The 15,904-nt window shown below is 71.3% G+C and carries 13 protein-coding genes and 1 pseudogene; 10 read left to right on the plus strand and 4 right to left on the minus strand.

What is annotated here, in order from left to right; all coding sequences use genetic code 11:
• From B082_RS39870 to B082_RS0115485, 3 genes and pseudogenes are all read right to left on the minus strand, one after another.
• Window positions 1-243, minus strand: a pseudogene (locus B082_RS39870) (IS200/IS605 family accessory protein TnpB-related protein); the annotation flags it as partial.
• 262 nt (window positions 244-505) lie between these two features.
• A complete protein-coding gene (locus B082_RS0115480) occupies window positions 506-1,417 on the minus strand; it encodes an acyl-CoA thioesterase (protein WP_018552719.1) in 912 nt (303 codons plus the stop codon).
• 31 nt (window positions 1,418-1,448) lie between these two features.
• The gene (locus B082_RS0115485; protein WP_018552720.1) at window positions 1,449-2,606 is read right to left on the minus strand and encodes an acyl-CoA dehydrogenase family protein; all 1,158 of its coding nucleotides are present in this window, start codon (window positions 2,604-2,606) and stop codon (window positions 1,449-1,451) included.
• A gap of 802 nt (window positions 2,607-3,408) precedes the next feature.
• Between B082_RS0115485 and B082_RS0115490 the strand changes: the two genes are divergently transcribed.
• The 7 genes from B082_RS0115490 (at window position 3,409) to B082_RS0115520 (ending at window position 10,264) form a co-directional block, all read left to right on the plus strand.
• On the plus strand, window positions 3,409-4,605 hold the full coding sequence (locus B082_RS0115490; RefSeq protein WP_026249821.1) for an ATP-binding protein: 1,197 nt from the start codon (window positions 3,409-3,411) through the stop codon (window positions 4,603-4,605).
• Window positions 4,602-5,000 carry a roadblock/LC7 domain-containing protein gene (locus B082_RS0115495; protein WP_018552722.1) on the plus strand — a complete coding sequence of 133 codons (399 nt, stop codon included), beginning with the start codon at window positions 4,602-4,604 and terminating at the stop codon, window positions 4,998-5,000. The genes B082_RS0115490 and B082_RS0115495 overlap by 4 nt, the downstream gene beginning before the upstream one ends.
• A complete protein-coding gene (locus B082_RS0115500) occupies window positions 4,997-5,386 on the plus strand; it encodes a DUF742 domain-containing protein (RefSeq protein ID WP_018552723.1) in 390 nt (129 codons plus the stop codon). Before B082_RS0115495 ends, B082_RS0115500 begins: the two co-directional genes overlap by 4 nt.
• Window positions 5,361-5,966 carry a GTP-binding protein gene (locus tag B082_RS0115505; RefSeq protein ID WP_026249822.1) on the plus strand — a complete coding sequence of 202 codons (606 nt, stop codon included), beginning with the start codon at window positions 5,361-5,363 and terminating at the stop codon, window positions 5,964-5,966. The genes B082_RS0115500 and B082_RS0115505 overlap by 26 nt, the downstream gene beginning before the upstream one ends.
• On the plus strand, window positions 5,963-7,309 hold the full coding sequence (locus B082_RS0115510) for a cytochrome P450 (RefSeq protein ID WP_018552725.1): 1,347 nt from the start codon (window positions 5,963-5,965) through the stop codon (window positions 7,307-7,309). Before B082_RS0115505 ends, B082_RS0115510 begins: the two co-directional genes overlap by 4 nt.
• Before the next feature lie 352 nt (window positions 7,310-7,661).
• Window positions 7,662-8,918: a tryptophan dimethylallyltransferase family protein gene (locus B082_RS0115515; RefSeq protein WP_018552726.1), complete on the plus strand. Its 1,257-nt coding sequence runs from the start codon at window positions 7,662-7,664 to the stop codon at window positions 8,916-8,918.
• Window positions 8,891-10,264, plus strand: coding sequence for a tryptophanase (locus B082_RS0115520; RefSeq protein WP_018552727.1), 1,374 nt, complete (start codon window positions 8,891-8,893; stop codon window positions 10,262-10,264). The genes B082_RS0115515 and B082_RS0115520 overlap by 28 nt, the downstream gene beginning before the upstream one ends.
• Window positions 10,265-10,533: 269 nt before the next feature.
• Here the strand turns inward: B082_RS0115520 and B082_RS0115525 are convergent, their stop codons facing one another.
• Window positions 10,534-12,039, minus strand: coding sequence for a PucR family transcriptional regulator (locus B082_RS0115525; protein WP_026249823.1), 1,506 nt, complete (start codon window positions 12,037-12,039; stop codon window positions 10,534-10,536).
• A 117-nt stretch (window positions 12,040-12,156) separates the two neighbouring features.
• Between B082_RS0115525 and speB the strand changes: the two genes are divergently transcribed.
• From speB to B082_RS0115540, 3 genes are all read left to right on the plus strand, one after another.
• Window positions 12,157-13,125 (plus strand): agmatinase, encoded by a 969-nt coding sequence (gene speB, locus B082_RS0115530; RefSeq protein ID WP_018552729.1) that lies wholly within the window; start codon window positions 12,157-12,159, stop codon window positions 13,123-13,125.
• Window positions 13,122-14,807, plus strand: a complete 1,686-nt coding sequence (locus tag B082_RS0115535) for a thiamine pyrophosphate-binding protein (RefSeq protein WP_018552730.1) — start codon at window positions 13,122-13,124, stop codon at window positions 14,805-14,807. Before speB ends, B082_RS0115535 begins: the two co-directional genes overlap by 4 nt.
• 120 nt (window positions 14,808-14,927) lie before the next feature.
• Window positions 14,928-15,887 (plus strand): serine hydrolase, encoded by a 960-nt coding sequence (locus tag B082_RS0115540; RefSeq protein WP_018552731.1) that lies wholly within the window; start codon window positions 14,928-14,930, stop codon window positions 15,885-15,887.
• Window positions 15,888-15,904: the final 17 nt, after the last annotated feature.

Genomic DNA, 15,904 nt, shown 5'->3' on the forward strand with positions numbered 1-15,904 from the left:
GGACGACGACTCCTTCGTAAGCTCCCGCTTACGCCCGGCCCAGGACTCGGCGCTGTGCTTCAGACCGTCCGCACACCGGGCCTTCAGATCCTGGGACGCGAGAGCACCCTGATGGGCGCCGATCGCCCGCAGCACGTGCTCGTCCTGCCCGGTGAGGTGCTTGAGACGGCCCCGGACCGCCACCCCCGAAGAGCCCGGGGCCACGAACGACGTAGCCAATTCGCGTACACCACTCACCGCCACACCCCACCCCGGAACCACCGAACAACCCGTCACCCATCACAACGAACCACCACGATCAAGGTCACCCATTTGACCCCGAAACATCCGTTCCCACCCTCACCCAACGCACCGCCCGACTCACACACAGGCGCTACAACTCACTCACGCACACTTCGAAGACAACGGCTCACAACCCCCCGCCACTGCTTTTCGCGTCAGTCATGCTGGGGAGTATGTCCGCAGCCGGGCCGCCGGTGTCCGACGCGCGGCCGGGGCCGGGCGGTCAGCGGGGGACGCGGACGACACCCTCCTGGATGACGGTGATCGCCAGGCGCCCGTCCTGGGTGTAGATGCGGGCCTGGCCGAGCCCGCGCCCGCCGGACGCGGACGGCGACTCCTGGTCGTACAGCAGCCACTCGTCGGCCCGGAACGGCCGGTGGAACCACATCGCGTGGTCCAGGCTCGCCCCCACCACGTCGCCGACCGCCCAGCCGCCGCGCCCGTGGGCGAGCAGGACGGAGTCGAGCAGCGTCATGTCGGAGACGTACGTGGCCATGCAGACGTGCAGCAGCGGATCGTCCGCCAGCTTGCCGTTCGTACGGAACCAGACCTGGGAGCGCGGCTCGCGCGGCTCGCCGACCGTGCCGAACGGCGGCGCGTCCACGTACCGCAGATCGACGGCGGCCCGCGCCTCGATCAGCCGGTCCACGACGTCGGGGCCGCTGAACCGGTCGGCGTAGCGGGGCAGCATCTCGGCGGCGGTGGGCAGCGTCTCGGGGTCGGGCGCGGCCGGCATGTCCGTCTGGTGCTCCAGGCCGTCCTCGTACGTCTGGAACGACGCGGAGAGGTGGAAGATCGGCTGCCCGTGCTGGACGGCGACGACCCGCCGGGTGGTGAAGGACCGGCCGTCGCGGATGCGGTCGACGCTGTAGACGATCGGCGCGCCCGGGTCGCCCATGCGCAGGAAGTACGCGTGCAGCGAGTGCGCAATGGGGTCTCCCCTGCGCGAGTTCATTCGAGAGCTCGGGGAACGGTCGGCCGGCACGGTGCGGCCCGCGGCGACGAGCGCCTGGGCCGCGACCTGCCCGCCGAAGACCCGGGGCACGAGCGCGGACCGGCTGCTGCCCCGGAAGATGTCCCGCTCGATCTGCTCCAGGTCGAGCAGATCGAGCAGGGAATCGAGTGCGGTGCTCATGGAAGGAACGTAGTCGTTCTGCGGCTTCGCCCTACAAGCCCATGGACTTGGCGATGATCGACTTCATGACCTCGCTGGTGCCGCCGTAGATGCGGTTGACCCGGTTGTCCGCGTACAGGCGGGCGATCGGGTACTCGTTCATGAAGCCGTAGCCGCCGTGCAGCTGGAGGCAGCGGTCGATCACGCGGTGCGCGACCTCGGTGCAGAACAGCTTCGCGGACGCGGCCTCGGCGGCGGTCAGCTCACCGGCGTCCAGCGCCTCCAGCGAGCGGTCGGCGACGGCCTGGGCCGCGTCGACCTCGGCCTGGCAGGCGGCCAGCTCGAACTTGGTGTTCTGGAACGAGGCGACGGTCTTGCCGAAGACGGTGCGGTCCTGCACGTACTCCTTGGCGAACCGCACGGCTGCCGCGGCCTGCGCGTACGCGCCGAAGGCGATGCCCCAGCGCTCGGACGCCAGGTTGGTGCCGAGGTAGCCGAAGCCCTTGTTCTCCTCGCCGAGCAGGTCCTCGACCGGCACCTTGACGTCGACGAACGCCAGCTCCGCGGTGTCGGACACCCGCAGCCCCAGCTTGTCGAGCTTGCGGCCCACGGAGTAGCCCTCGGACTTGGTGTCCACGGCGAACAGCGAGATGCCGAAGCGGCGGTCGTCCTCGCGCGGGGCGGAGGTCCGGGCGCAGACGATCACCCGGTCGGCGTGCACCCCGCCGGTGATGAAGGTCTTGGCCCCGTTGAGCACGTAGTGAGTGCCGTCCTCGGAGAGCTTGGCGGTGGTCTTCATGCCCGCGACGTCCGACCCGGTGCCCGGCTCGGTCATCGCGAGGGCCCACATCTCCTCACCGGTGACGAACTTCGGCAGCCAGCGCTTCTTCTGCTCGTCGGTGGCCAGCATCTTGATGTACGGCAGCCCGAGCAGCGTGTGCACCCCGGAACCACCGAACGACACGCCCGCCCGCGCGGTCTCCTCGTAGATGACCGCCTCGTACTTGTGCGATTCGATGCCCGCCCCGTCGTACGCCTCGTCCACCGTGATCCCGAAGACGCCCAGCTCCGCGAGTTTCAGATAGAACTCGCGCGGCGCCTGCCCCGCGGCGAACCACTCGTCGTACACGGGCACGACCTCGGCCGCGATGAAGGCGCGGATGGTCTCCCGGAACGCCTCGTGGTCCTCGTTGAATACCGTACGGCGCACGGGGTGCCTCCCTGATCGGCGATCTCGGCTGCTGCGGTTCATTTCCGGCATGGCTAAGCGCTTGCTCAGCCATGGTTAAAAGTTACCCGGCGGTCACGGAGCTGTCCAGGGTGATGCTGAGCACGCGGGAGCCCTCGGGGGTGAGCCCTCGGGGGTGATCTCCGGGCCGGTGCCCTCGCGTGCCGGACCGCGCGGCGGGCGAGGCCGAGAACGCCGGGTCCGGCGCGCTCCGGCGGGTCTCGTCGTCACCGGCGTCCCCCGGCTCGGGAGCCGGCCGCTTTCGCCGGGTCGGAGCCCCGGGGGTGCCCGAGCGCGCCGTGAGTCCTTTCCAGTCCCACGCCGACGCGGGGTGAGGGGCGGGAGCTGCCTGGGTGATCGCTGCGATGCGGTTGGTGCCGCAGCGCGCTCCACTGTCCGCAGCCCGTTCTCGATTCGGCCATCTTGTGCTCCGGAAGGGTTCGTTGGTCGGCCGGAACTCGCCCTGCTCCGTATCGCCGCGCGGCCCGCCGCAAGGAGGCGCGCCGCAGAGGGGGCACGGTCCGCCGGGGTGGGCCCTCATCTCGCCGGCCCACCCTCCTCGCTGACATGAACATGTGTTTTTCGCCAACCGGTCATCGACGTGTCGGACTTGACAGAGCCTCATGATCGTCCGGTGATACGCTCGCGGGCACATGCCAAGTGAGCGTTCGCCTTGGCGTGGCTACAGCCAGGGGGCTCTCCGGGCGGTGGCGTCTGCCCACAGCCGAGGGTCCGCTTGGACAGATTTCGAGAGCTGGACTCCAGCCGCTCAATAGAGAGTCACATGACGAATTTTTGGCAGGATCCGACAGTCTGGGCGCTAGCCGTCGGCGTCGCTGTCGCCGCCACGGCAATCACTCGCCAGCGAATAACGATCAAGGCGCTACGTCGTCAGAAGCAGGGCTTTCAAGGTGAGCTGAACGCATCCCAGGGCAGGGTCGCCGACCTCGACTCCACCGTCACCGAGCTGCGCAGCGGCTATGACGAGGTGGTCCGCCAGGCCAAGGAAGAGGCGGAAGAGGCCACGAACACCGTACTGAAGTCGGCCATGCGGACCCTTCAAGGCCTCGCCGCGGAGCAGCAGCGGGCCATCTCCGGGCTGCAGAAGAAGTACGGCGACTCGACCGTGTTGCGGGACATGCTGGACATCGACCACATGAACTCGCAGTTCAACCGGCGTGCGCAGTCCATTGCCGTGCTGTGCGGCGGGTGGCTCGGCCGGCAGCGGGAAGCCGCTGCGGTCTATGACGTGATCCGCGGAGCGCAGGGCCGTATCCGGCACTACCAGCGCATCGAAATCGCCTCACGGGTCGATTTCGCGGTGACCAGCCGTGCCGTCGAACCGATCGCGCTGACGGTGGCCGAACTGCTCGACAACGCGACCAGCTATTCCGACCCGTCCACCATGGTCGAGGTCGAGGTGCGGACGGTGCCCCGGGGCATCTGCATCGTGATCGACGACGCCGGTGTCGGCATGAGCGAGGAAGAACGGACGAACGCCACCGCTCTGCTGACCAGCGGGTCCGCGGTGAGCGTCTCGGATCTCGGCAACCCTCCCGCGTTCGGTTTCGCGGTGATCGGTGCCCTGTGTGCGCGGTTCGGCTTCACGGTCGCCATCGACAGCACCTCTCCCTACGGCGGCGTCCGCGCGGTGGTGATGGTGCCGAAGGAGTTGCTGACCGAGATGCCCGAGCCCAAATCGCCCACGTCCACGCAAGAGATCAACGCCGCCGCGAGCCGTGGTTCGGCTCTCGCGGCGACAGAGGGCGGGCTGCCCCGGCGACGGAACAAGCGCGGCATGGCGCTCGTGCCGGACGGCGGGCGCAGGTCCGATGAAGCGCCGCCGGCCCGCTCACCAGAAGCACGGGTGGCGGCCATGGGCGCCTTTCAGCGTGGCACTCTCAGCGGCCGAGGTGCGGGGGGACCGGCCGCCGAAGGTGATACCGCTGCCGATTCACACGAAGGATTCGATGCCCCGTGAGCGACGACCTGTCCTGGATGCTTGAGGACGCGCTGCAGATTCCGCACGCTCTCCACGCGGTCCTGATTTCTGCCGACGGCCTCCAGATGTCCCGTACCGCGGAGATCGACAGAGGCGATGCCGACAAGGTGGCCGCCGCCGTCTCCGGCCTGCAGTCGCTCAGCCGGGCCGTCAGCTTCTTCTGCGGTGAGCACGGAGCGAACTGGCGCCAGACGCTCATCGAGTTCGACGGGGGCTGGGTGTTCCTGAACGCCGCCGGTGGCGGCAGCTACCTGGCCGTGGCCGCGTCGGCCGAGGTCGACATGCAGGACATCACGTACCGGATGCAGCAGTTGGTCAGCCGGCTGGGCAAGGCGATGTCGACCGGCCTTCGCGGCGACACGGTCACCTCATGACGGAACCCGGCCGTCCCGAGCTCGATTTCGTGTCCGAGGCCGGAGAACTGGTCCGGCCCTACGTCATCACCCGTGGCCGTGACCTGCCCGGTGAGGGCGAGTTCGCCCTCATCACTCTCGTCACGACGGCCACCGACGAGCAGCAGCGTCCCCAGCGGCTCTCCCCCGAGGAGCAGCAGATCCTGGAGATGTGCTCCAGCGGCTACCTCTCGGTCGCTGAGATCGCCGCGCACTCCCAGTTGCCGCTCGGGGTGGTCAAGGTGCTGCTCAGTTCCCTCGCCGAGGGGGGCTATCTCGTGACCCGGGCGCCGGTGCCCTCGGCCCGTACCACCAACAAGGCCTTGCTTAAGGAGGTGCTCGATGGCCTCAAGGCTCTCCCTGTCTGAGGATGCCTATGTGCCCAGCGGCGCACAGCAGACTGCAGTGAAAATCCTGGTCGTCGGGCATTTCGCCGTCGGCAAGACCACCCTGATCGGCTCACTTTCCGAGATCACGCCGTTGTCCACCGAGGAGCGGATGACGACGCTCTCGGAGCAGGTCGACGACCTCAAAGGGGTTCAGGGGAAGGCCACCACCACCGTCGCCCTGGACTTCGGCCGGCTGACGCTGAGCGAGCGCATCGTTCTGTATCTGTTCGGCTCCCCCGGACAGCAGCGCTTCGTGAGCCTGTGGGACGACACGGCCCGCGGAGCGCTGGGCGCCCTGGTCCTGGTGGACCCCGAGCGCCTGGCCGACTCCTTCGACGTCATGGATCTGGTCGAGAGCTACGGCCTCGATTTCGCCGTGGCCATCAATCACTTCGACGGCAGTACGGTCCACACCCCTGAGGACGTCCGGGTGGCACTCGACCTGCTGCCCGACACCCCCGTCGTCACCATCGACGCGCGCGACGAGAAGTCGTCCGTCGACGCCCTGATCACCTTGGTCCGCTATCTGCACGAGCGCGCCGACCTGGAGCACCCATGACAACCCCCTCCGTACCTCCGCCCGGCTGCCCCGCACACGGCAGCGGGCAGCGCATACCCCTGGACAGCGCGGAGTTCGCCGCCAATCCGCACGCGTACTACCGCTACATGCGCGAGCTCGGCCCCACCGCTCCGGTCACCATCGCCCCCGGTGTGGACGCGACGCTGGTGACCGATTACAACGCGGCTCTGGAGCTGCTTCAGGATTCGACGACCTTCCGCAAGGACTCACGCCGCTGGCGTGCGCTGGCTGAGGGCTGTATACGCCCCGACAGCCCTGTCCTGCCGCTGCTGGCCTACCGGCCGAACGCGATGTTCACCGACGGCGCCGAGCATGTGCGGCTGCGGCAGGCCATCACCGACTCCTTCGCCCGCGTCAGCGACAAGCGGCTGAGCCGGATGGTCCGCCAGGCAGCCCAGTTCCTGATCAACCAGTTCAGCGCCCGCGGCAGCGCCGACCTGCTCCGCGACTACGCCCAGCAGCTCCCGCTGTACGTGTTCAACGAGCTGTTCGGCTGTCCGGCGGGGATCGGTGACCGGGTGCTGTTCGGCATCTCCGGCATGTTCGACGGAGTCAACGCCGAAGCGGCCAGCCAGGTCCTGCTCGGAGCTGTCGGCGAGCTGGTGGCGCTCAAGCGTGCCCAGCCCGGGGAGGACATCACGTCCTACCTGATGCAGCATCCGGCGCAGCTGAGCGACGAGGAGCTGGCGCACACGCTGGTGTTGCTCCTCGGCGCGGGCGGCGAGCCGGAGGGCAACCTGATCGGCAACGCCTTCTACACGATGCTGACCAACGAGGAGTTCGCGCGCCTGGGGCAGTTCGACAAGGCTGTGGACGACACTCTGTGGCGCAACGCGCCGATGTCCAACTACGCGCCCCACTACCCGGTGGTCGACACGGACGTGGCCGGCGACAAGGTGCGCGCCGGTGACCTGGTGCTGGTGTCCTTCGGCGCCGCCAACACGGCGCTCGCGGACCGCGGTGCCGACACCCGCGGTCACCTCGCCTGGAGCGCGGGCCCGCACGCCTGCCCGTCGAAGGAGCCGGCCAGGCTGATCGCCCTGACGGGCCTGGAGACACTGTTCGACGCCCTGCCCGACGTTGAACTCGCCGTCCCCGCGGACAGCCTCGCCTGGCGGCCCGGCCCCTTCAACCGGGCCCTGGCCTCCCTGCCCGTCCGGTTCAGCGCGGTCACCCCGCGCGCCGCGGCCGCACCGGAGCCGACGGCCACGCCCCGCTACCAGGCACCCCCCGTCACGGCCGCACCCGCACCCGCGGCGGCGCAGCCCGCCGGCAACACGGGGCGCTGGAGCAGCTTCATGAAGTGGCTGACGGGCCAGTAGCCCACACCCCCTGTGACGCATGTGACACAGGCAGTTGACGCCGCCTGCATGAATGATCAACTTCCTGGGTAGGACGGCGCGGAGTGTCTGGAGTGACAAAAGATGAAGGAGAGGCAGTGGACCTCGCAAGCATCTCCGCGCCCCCATCCGCGAGTGCCCGGCCGGGCTCGCAGCGCGCCACCCGCAGCAGGCGGGACCCGCGCGGGGACGCCGACCCCGACCAGCCGCGGGACCGAATACCCGCTGCCCCCGGCAGCGGACCGGCCCTCGTCCCGTCCCCGGCCGGCGGAGCACGTCCCCGTACTTCCGCACCGTCCGGACGCGTTGCGCGCCACGACGTGCGAGGAACACGATGACCTCCCGACCGGGCCCCGGCATACCGGCAACCAGCCCCGGTGAGTCGACGCTCGGCGACCACGTACTCGGTCAACTGCGGCGCCTGGGCGCCGCGGCGGGCCTGAGCGAGGCGGACACGGAGCTGTACGGGCAGGTCCTGATCGACTCCCTCGCAGCCGCCGCCCACCGGCCGCTGTTCCTGCCGCCGGCCTCGCCCACCTTCCTCTCCGACGACCACACCCCCGTCGAGTTCTCCCTCGCCGGCTCCCCGGACGCCGCCCCGGCCCTGCGCGTGCTCGTGGAGCCCGGGTGGGCCCACAGCGACATGGCCGACAGTGGCCGCGCCGGGCTTGCGGTCATCCGTGAGATGGGCGCCCGCTGGGGCTTCGCCACCGACCGGCTCGACGCCCTGGCCGACCTGTTCTTCCCCGACGCGGCCCAGGGCCCCCTGGCCCTGTGGTACGCGCTCGATCTGCGCGCCGGAGGGGTCCCAGGGGTCAAGGTCTACCTGAACCCCTCCGCCTCCGGCCCGGAAAACGCGGCCCGCACCGTGCGCGAGGCACTGCGGCGGCTCGGCTACGGCCAGGCCTTCGAGCAGCTGCCCCCGGCGGCCGGCTATCCGTTTCTCGCTCTGGACCTGGGCGCCTGGACGTCCCCCCGCGTCAAGGTCTACGTGAGACACCCGCGCATGTCAGCCGACGACGCCTGTGAGCTCAGCCGTACCTCCGGAGCCACAGCGGCCGACATCCGCTATTTCTTCCACGCGGCCGCGGGCTCCCTCACGCCGTCCGAGCGCGGCGGAAGCGACACCCTGCGACTGGTGCGGCGCCCGGCGCTCACCTGCCACTCCTTCACCGAGGGCGACAGCAACCCGAGCGGCTTCACGCTCCACATTCCCGTCCGCGACTACGTGCGCGATGACGAAGAGGCCCTCGCCCGCGCCACAGCCCTGCTGACCCGGGCCGGCATGGACCCCACCGCCCTGAGCCGAAGTCTGGGAGCGCTCACACAGCGGACCCTCGCCGACGGCGTGGGGCTGATCGCCTACCTCGCCCTGGTGTACGAGCGCAACCGGCCGCCCCGGCTCACCGCTTACCTGAGTTCCGAGGCCTACCGCGTCCGGTCGCCGCAGGAGCAGTACCCGCGGGGCACCTGGATGCCCACGCAACGCACCCAGAGCCTCCTGGAACTCGGGCACCAGGCCGTCGGCCACGTCAGCCCGCACATCGCACAGAAGGAAGTCACGTGGAGCCCTACCGCATCAAGGTCGTAGAACCTCTTGCTTTCACCACCCGGGAGGAACGCGAGGCCGCGCTGAAGCGGGTCGCCTACAACCCCTTCGACCTGCGGGCCGACGAAGTCACCATCGACCTGTTGAGCGACTCCGGGACCGGTGCCATCTCCGCGGACCAGCTCGCCGCGGGAATGCAGGGCGACGAGTCCTACGCCGGCAGCCGCTCCTTCTACCGCTGGCACGAGGTCGTCTCCGAACTCACCGGCTATCCCCACATCCTGCCGGCCCACCAGGGCCGCGCGGCCGAGCGCGTCCTGTTCTCCTCGCTGCTGCGGCCCGGCACGAGTGTGCTGTCCAACACGCACTTCGACACCACCCGCGCCAACGTCGAACTGACCGGCTGCACGGCGTACGACCTGCCCTGCGCCGAGGCGAAGGACCTCGACAGCGACTTTCCGTTCAAGGGCAACATCGACCTGATCGCCCTCGAACAGGCCCTGGAGAACGCGGACCGGGCGCCCGTTGGGGCCGTGCTGATGACCATCACCAACAACGGTGGCGGGGGCCAGCCGGTCAGCATGGACAACCTGCACCGCACCGCCGAACTGTGCCGCCGTCACAACGTGCCGATGATCCTCGACGCGGCCCGGTTCGCGGAGAACGCCTGGCTGGTGACCCAGCGCGAACCCGGCTACGCCGACCGCACCCCGCGCCAGGTCGCCGAGGAAGCCTTCCGCCTCGCCGACGGCTGCGTCATGAGCGCGAAGAAGGACGGGATCGTCCACATCGGCGGCTTCATCGGCCTCAAGGACGCCGGACTCGCCGAGCGGTGCGGCGGTCTGCTCATCGCCACCGAAGGATTCACCACCTACGGCGGTCTGTCCGGCCGTGACCTCGACATGATGGCCCGCGGCCTCATCGAAGTGACCGAGCCGGCCTACCTCGCTGAGCGTGCCGACATAGCCGCCCATCTCGCCGCACGCATCCGCGAGGCCGGCGTCGACATCGTGGAACCCGCCGGTCTGCACGCCCTCTACGTCAACGCCGGTCGCCTCCTGCCCCACATCCCCCCGCACCAGTACCCCGGCACCGCACTCGTCTGCGAGCTGTACCTGCGCGGAGGCATCCGCTCGGCGGAGCTGGGGTCGCTGTACCTCGGTGAAGAGGACGAGCACGGCAACCCTGTCAAGACGGCGCCCTACGAACTCGTACGGCTGGCTCTCCCCCGACGGGTCTACACCCGCAGCCACTACGACCACGTTGCCGCCACCCTGGCAGATATCGCGAAGAATCCTGAATCGGTCCGCGGCTACCGGGTTACGGGCCAGTCCCCGATCCTCCGGCACTTCAGCATCAAACTGGAGCCCGTGAAGTCCGGCGACTGATCAGCACTCCTGGTTCGCTCCGACGCGAGACGGGTCTGCGCAACGACGAAGCTCCTGGCAGCCGGGTTCTCGACCGGGACCACCCGTGTCCGCCGGGGGCTTCGTCGGTTCGTACAACCCGCCAACCACCCGTCCACACCGACAGGTCGGAGAGGCCGACCGCCGTAATCCCGTGCCATGCGCCCTCTTGCCGCTGCGACCTGTGGCAGTGCCAATGATCGGGACACGTCAGGGGAGCCGAATCGGGGGCATCGCGGCGGCATCCGTGTTCATCCCTGCCGCAGCGCGAGCCACAACTCCGTGCGTACGTCCATGGCGTCGAGGTCCACTCCCAGCAACTCCCCGCACCGCGCGATCCGCTGGCGGACGGTGTTGCGGTGCACGGACAGGGCCACCGCCGTCCGGTCCCAGCTGCCGTGCAGGGAGAGCCAGCAGCGCAGGGTCTCGGCGAGCGGTGCGGTGAGCGGGGCGAGGAGGGCGCGGGCGTGGGCGGCGGCCGGGCCCGGCGGGAGCAGGGCGGCGAGGCCGGTGACCGGGGTCTCCGTGTGCAGCGGGGCGCGGGTCGCCTCGGCGTGGCGCAGCGCGCGGGCCGCCCCGGTGTCGGCCTCGGCGAGATCGGCGGCGGGGCGGGGAGCGGAGGCGCCGAGCGTCCATCCGGGCTGCGGGGCCGCCGTACGGCCCCCGGGGAGCAGGACCCGCACGAGGGCGGGGCGCGCGCCCGCGCCCGTCTCCGTACCCCCGTCGGCCACCGCGCCCCCGCCCCCGTCCACCAGCCCCGACCCCAGCGCCGCCCCCAGTGCCTCCGCCGTGAAGCGGTCCGTCGGGGTGGCGTCCGTGCGGTGGGCGTGTACCACCGTCCACGGGGCTTCGCCGAGCAGCGGGGACACCTCGACGGGGGCGGCCCCGAGCAGCAGGCGGGTGAGGGCCGTCGAGCGGGCGGTGGCGGGCGCGCCCCGGTGAGGGGCCGTGAGGAGGGCGAGGAGGACCGCGGCGATGCCCGCGACCGTGTGGTCGCCGGGACGGCGGTGGCGGGTCGCGAGTGTGAGGGCCGGCTGTTCGGCGCCGCCCAGGGGGTACGCGAGCAGGTGGACGCCGTCGACCGTGTCCGCGGCGGAGGCGGGGGCGCCCGGACCCTCCCGCGCGACGAGGCGGGCCAGGCGTCCGAGCGCGTCGGTCACCCCGGGGGCCGGGCGCGGGCCCGCCGCGTGCAGTTCGTCGCCGTCCGCCGTCACCAGGGCGGCCCGGCCGTCGAGCCGGCCCGCCAGCCGGCGCAGCACCTCCGGCACCGGGTCCGGGCGGGCCGCCGCGGCGGCCAGGGCCTGCTGGGCGCGGGTCACCCGGCGCAGCTCGCGCTCCCGCTCGGCGGCCATCAGTCCCCACACCGCCCGCGCGACCGCGGTGAACGGGGTCCCGGGGTCCACCTCGACCAGCGGCATCCCGTGCCGGTCGCACGCCGCGACCAGCCCCGGCGGCACCGCCTCGTGCACCGGCCGCACCCCGAAGCCGAGCGCCGCCGCCCCCGCCTCCACCAGCCGGGCCACATACGCGTCCGGGTCCGTCAGCAGCACCCCGGCCGTCAACAGCAGCTCGCCGCCGAGCAGGTACGGGTAGGGGTCGGCCATCTCCGACGCGTGCACCCACAGCACCTCCGCCTCGCCCGGACCCGCGATCAGCCGCAGCCCCAGTTCCTCGCGCGCCAGCAGCTCGGCCAGCCGCACGGGCGGGGCCGGGGGAGGGGAGGGGGCAGAGGACGGGGGCGGGGTCGGGGTCGGCATGGATGGTTCGTCCGTTTCTCGGGGGCGGAGTGGAGGAAACGTACACTTCAGTGCGGGCCCCGGGCCACCTAGCGTCTCCTCGGCACCCCGCACACCGAAGGAAGGCCAACCCCCACCATGAGCAGCAACGAAGCCCCGCGCGGCCCCGTCGACTCCTCCCGCGTCCCTCGGTACGCCGGACCCGCGACGTTCGCGCGGCTGCCCCGCCTGGACGAGGTCGGCACGGCGGACGTCGCCGTCGTCGGGGTGCCGTTCGACTCGGGCGTCTCCTACCGGCCCGGCGCCCGCTTCGGCGGCAACGCGATCCGGGAGGCCTCGCGGCTGCTGCGCCCCTACAACCCGGCGCAGGACGCCTCGCCGTTCGCCCTCGCGCAGGTCGCCGACGCCGGGGACATCGCGGCCAACCCCTTCAACATCGAGGAGGCCGTGGAGACCGTCGAGGCCGCGGCAGACGCCCTGCTCGACACGGGGGCCCGGCTGATGACCCTCGGCGGTGACCACACCATCGCGCTGCCCCTGCTGCGTTCCGTCGCCAAGAAGCACGGCCCGGTCGCGCTGCTCCACTTCGACGCCCACCTCGACACCTGGGACACCTACTTCGGCGCCGCCTACACCCACGGCACACCGTTCCGCCGGGCCGTGGAGGAGGGCATCCTCGACACCTCGGCGCTCTCCCACGTCGGCACGCGCGGCCCGCTCTACGGGAAGCGGGACCTCACCGACGACGCCAAGATGGGCTTCGGGATCGTCACCTCCGCCGACGTCATGCGGCGCGGCGTCGACGAGGTCGCCGACCAGCTGCGGCAGCGCATCGGGGACCGGCCGCTGTACATCTCCATCGACATCGACGTGCTGGACCCGGCGCACGCCCCCGGCACCGGCACCCCCGAGGCCGGCGGCCTCACCTCCCGTGAGCTGCTGGAAATCGTGCGCGGCCTGTCCTCCTGCCATCTGGTCTCCGCCGACCTGGTCGAGGTGGCGCCCGCGTACGATCACGCTGAGATCACCTCGGTCGCCGCCTCGCACACCGCGTACGAGCTGACGACGATCATGACCCGGCAGATCGCGGAGGCCCGGCACCAGTGAGTCACGACCACCACGACGAGCGGCCCGCGCTCACCCCCGCGCAGATCGAGGCCGCACTGAACCCCCCACCGGGGCGCAACGGCGGCGACCTCGTCGTCGAGACGCTGAGGGGGCTCGGCGCGACCACCGTGTTCGGGCTGCCCGGACAGCACGCGCTGGGACTGTTCGACGCGCTGCGCCGCTCGTCCCTCGACTACGTGGGCCTGCGCGTCGAGAACAACGCGGGCTTCGCCGCCGACGCCTACGGGCGCGTCACCGGCGAGGTCGCCCCGCTGTTCCTGTCGACCGGGCCCGGCGCCCTGACCTCGCTCGCCGCGCTCCAGGAGGCGGCGGCCGCGTCGGCGCCCGTGCTCGCGGTGTCCAGCCAGATCCCGGTCCGGGGCCTGGGCGGCGGGCGCCACGGCCATCTGCACGAGCTGCGCGACCAGCAGGCGTCGTTCCGGGACGTCGTGAAGTCCGTCCACACCGTGCGGACCGCCTCGCAGATCCCGTCCGCGATCGGCGCCGCCTGGGAGTCCGCGCTGACGGCCCCGCACGGCCCCGTCTGGGTCGAGATCCCGCAGGACGTCCTGGAAGCGGCCACGGCGCTGCCCGTCGTCTCCGGCCTGGACGCCACCCCGCGCGAACCGCACGCCCGCCCCGAACTCGTCGCCGTGGCCGCCCACCTGCTGTCGCGGGCCGAGCGTCCGGTGATCGTCGCGGGCGGCGGAGTCGTACGTTCCGACGCGTCCGGCAAGCTGCGCGCGCTCGCCGAGCGGCTCGACGCCCCGGTCGTGACCACGTACGGCGGCAAGGGCGCCTTCCCCTGGGAGCACCCGCTCTCGCTCCAGTCCTGGGTGGAGGACCGGCACGTCACGGACTTCCTGGAGGACGCCGACGTCCTGCTCGTCGTCGGCTCCGGGCTCGGTGAACTCTCCTCCAACTACTACACGTTCGCCCCGCGCGGCCGGGTCGTCCAGATCGAGGCCGACGCCGGGAAGCTGGAGGCCAACCACCCGGCGCTCGGCATCCACGCCGACGCCCGCGACGCGCTCGCCCGCCTGATCGAGACGGTCACCCCGCGCGAGGACCCGGCCGCCGCCGAGCGCGTCGCCGGAGTCCTCGCCCGCGTACGGGAGCGGATCGCCGGCCAGGGCCGCGACCTGGAACAGAGCCTCCTGACCGCGATCCGCACCGCCCTGCCCGACGCGTCGCCCAGCTTCTGGGACATGACGATCCTCGGCTACTGGGCGTGGGCCGCCTTCGACGCGCGCCGCCCGAACACCATGCATTCCGCCCAGGGCGCGGGCGGCCTCGGCTACGCCTTCCCGGCGGCGCTAGGCGCTGCGGTGGCCGACCCGACCCGGCCGGTGCTCGCGGTCTCCGGCGACGGCGGCGCGATGTACTCGATCGCCGAACTCGCCACCGCCCGCCAGTACGGCCTGCCGGTCACCTGGCTCATCGTGGACGACGGCGGCTACGGCATCCTGCGCGAGTACCTCACCGGCGCCTTCGGCGAGACCACCGCGACGGAACTGGCCCGCCCGGACTTCGCCGCCCTCGCCGAGTCCTTCGGCGTCCCGGCGGTCCGTACGGCCCCCGAGACGCTCGCCGCCGACCTGGCCGAGGCGTTCGCGCGGCCGGGCCCCTCGGTCGTCGTACTCCCGGCTGTGCTGAAGATGTTCGAGCCGACCCACCTGTAGAGGGCGCCTGTAGGCTCCCCGGACCTGCCGGCGCGCACAACTTTCCCGCCGTCCGTGAGTCATCTCTGACGGGGCGCGCCGGGGGGCCGCCCGCAGGAAACGTTCAGGGGGAACCGCACCATGACCACGTCCCGTATACCCGGGCGCGCCCGCGCCGCGCTCTGTGCCGCCGTCGCCACCGGGGTCCTCGCCCCCGTGGTGATCGGCGCGGCACCCGCGTCGGCCGCCACCGCGAAGGCGAGCTGCGCCTCCGGCCGGGCCGGGCTCGCCGCCCAGCTGTCGAAGGACATCACCGCCGCGCTCAAGGGCCGCGCGTCGACCGTGTCGGTCGCGCTCTACGACCGGACCACCAGGACCACGTGCACGCTGCGCGCCACCTCGAAGTACGACTCCGCGAGCGTCGTGAAGGCCACCGTCCTGGCCACGCTGCTGTGGGACAACGCCAAGAACAACCGCTACCTCACCCAGCGCGAGACGGACCTCACCACCAAGATGATCACCAAGTCCGACAACGACGCGACCACCAGCCTGTGGAAGCAGCTCGGCGTCGGCAAGATCAACGCCTTCCTCAAGGCCGCCGGGATGACACACACCGTGCCCGGCTCCGGCGGCTACTGGGGCCTGACCCAGATCACCGCCCAGGACGAGCAGCGGCTGCTGACCCTGCTCACCTCGAAGAACTCCGTGCTCAGCGACAGCGCCCGCTCCTACCAGCTCGGGCTGATGAAGAAGGTCGTCTCCTCGCAGCGCTGGGGCACCCCGGCCGGTGCCGTCACCGGGACCACCGTCCAGGTCAAGAACGGCTGGCTCCAGCGCGCCGCACACGGCTGGCGGGTGCACAGCATCGGCGCCTTCACCGGCAACGGCCACGACTACGCGCTGACCGTGCTCACCCAGGACAACAAGACGATGAACGACGGCGTCAACACCATCCAGGCCGTCGCCCGTGCGGTCCACAAGGACCTCAACCCGCGCATCATGCACCCCAGGGTCTTCACCGTCTCCGCCGCCCCGCAGGAAGCCCTCCCGCCGGTCCCGGAGGCCCCCGCCGGCCGCATGCTCACCGCGAAACCGCGCTAAGGGCTGTCCCGCAATTC

Source organism: Streptomyces sp. ATexAB-D23 (assembly GCF_000373645.1).
In the GTDB taxonomy this organism is placed as follows: Bacteria; Actinomycetota; Actinomycetes; order Streptomycetales; family Streptomycetaceae; genus Streptomyces; species Streptomyces castrisilvae.

Excerpts from the sequence above, each read along its gene's own strand:
- B082_RS0115480 (WP_018552719.1), bottom strand. The coding sequence starts at position 1,417 with ATGAGCACCGCACTCGATTCCCTGCTCGATCTGCTCGACCTGGAGCAG.
- B082_RS0115490 (WP_026249821.1), top strand. The coding sequence starts at position 3,409 with ATGACGAATTTTTGGCAGGATCCGACAGTCTGGGCGCTAGCCGTCGGC.
- B082_RS0115500 (WP_018552723.1), top strand. The coding sequence starts at position 4,997 with ATGACGGAACCCGGCCGTCCCGAGCTCGATTTCGTGTCCGAGGCCGGA.
- B082_RS0115505 (WP_026249822.1), top strand. The coding sequence starts at position 5,361 with ATGGCCTCAAGGCTCTCCCTGTCTGAGGATGCCTATGTGCCCAGCGGC.
- B082_RS0115510 (WP_018552725.1), top strand. The coding sequence starts at position 5,963 with ATGACAACCCCCTCCGTACCTCCGCCCGGCTGCCCCGCACACGGCAGC.
- B082_RS0115515 (WP_018552726.1), top strand. The coding sequence starts at position 7,662 with ATGACCTCCCGACCGGGCCCCGGCATACCGGCAACCAGCCCCGGTGAG.
- B082_RS0115525 (WP_026249823.1), bottom strand. The coding sequence starts at position 12,039 with ATGCCGACCCCGACCCCGCCCCCGTCCTCTGCCCCCTCCCCTCCCCCG.
- speB (WP_018552729.1), top strand. The coding sequence starts at position 12,157 with ATGAGCAGCAACGAAGCCCCGCGCGGCCCCGTCGACTCCTCCCGCGTC.
- B082_RS0115540 (WP_018552731.1), top strand. The coding sequence starts at position 14,928 with ATGACCACGTCCCGTATACCCGGGCGCGCCCGCGCCGCGCTCTGTGCC.